Raw genomic sequence first — 1,343 nt, 5'->3', positions numbered from 1 at the left:
CCGTTACATAAATCCTACCCAAAGTTACTCAAGATTGGACAATATTGGACTTTGAGCTTCGTTTACTTCCTGCTTCATCCTGGTAGTGTCGGCACTCACCAGTCCGCAGGCTAACCCCGTCTAACTGACGGTTTTTGACAAATTAATCGCTGCGTTCAAATCGCGGTCAACAACAATACCACAATGACTGCATTCAAACACTCGTTCAGAAAGAGAGAGTGTTTCTTTTTTAGTTCCACAATTAGAACAAGTTTTTGAGCTGGGAAACCAACGGTCAACAACTACCAACTTTGAACCGTACAACTCGCATTTGTAGGTTAACTGTCTGCGAAACTCAAAGAAGCCCATATCGGCAACAGATGCAGCTAGCTTGTGCAACGCCATCATTCCGCTTACGTTCAAGTCTTCTATGACAATTACACCGTGGTTTTTGGCAAGTAATGTCGTTAGTTTGTGCAACGTATCTTGACGGATGTTAGCTATCTTTCTATGCAGTCTAGCTATCTTGACTTGTGCTTTTTGACCATTGCTCGAACCGATGACTTTATGGCGACTCAACCATTGCATCCTTGAGAGTATGTCGCGATATTTTTTGTAGGATTTAGCACCGATAACTACTTCACCTGTTGATAGAGTAGCCAATGCTTTAATACCGAGGTCAACGCCTACAATGCTTGTTTGGCATGATTCTTGCTGTTCTACATCAAACCTGAAACTGATAAACCACCTGTCGGCAATACGGGATATCGCGCAAGACTTAGTTGATACTTGTGGTAGCCTTTCATAAGTCTTGAGGACGCCAATTACGGGAACTTGGATTTTGTTAACCCCGCAGATTTTGACTGTTCCTTCTAATGTGAAAGAATCTCGCCTTCCTTTTTTCTTAAACTTCGGTACACCAGCAGTCTTTTTAAAACATCGTTTCCATGCATCTCGCAATGCCATTAATGCCTGTTGTGGTGTAGATTTACTGCACTCGTAATACCAAGCATTCTCCGACTTCACCATAGCTACTAACAATTTATGCAAGTCAATAGCTGTGGGAAATTTGAGCTTTTCGTTGGGATTGGCTTGGTTGTGACCAAGAATATTTTTGGTCAGCCACAAACCCCAATTCCAAGCATGACGCGCCACTCCGCAATGCTTAGCTAAAAGTATGCGCTGCCGACTATTTAGTTTCAATTCGGTTTTGAATCCGAGTAACATGGCAGTCCTTTAATCCCTTCTCGCGCAGGCTTGTGACATATTCCAACCTTAGCAGAACTTGCGAGTGAAAAAGCTACCCACAATTGAGCAACAATGGGTAGATTTGTCCAAGAATCAAGTTACAGTTTCTAGCCCCC

At 42.9% G+C, this 1,343-nt stretch carries 1 protein-coding gene; it reads right to left on the bottom strand.

Annotation, left to right across the window (positions count from 1 at the left end):
- Positions 1 to 120 precede the first annotated feature (120 nt).
- Positions 121 to 1,206, bottom strand: a complete 1,086-nt coding sequence (locus JGK22_RS33060) for an RNA-guided endonuclease TnpB family protein (RefSeq protein WP_293187238.1) — start codon at positions 1,204 to 1,206, stop codon at positions 121 to 123.
- Positions 1,207 to 1,343 lie beyond the last annotated feature (137 nt).

This window comes from Microcoleus sp. PH2017_08_TRC_O_A, assembly GCF_020738665.1.
In the GTDB taxonomy this organism is placed as follows: Bacteria; Cyanobacteriota; Cyanobacteriia; order Cyanobacteriales; family Microcoleaceae; genus Microcoleus.
Note: the sequence above shows the minus strand (reverse complement) of the source record. Positions and strands in the feature narration are given on the sequence as shown.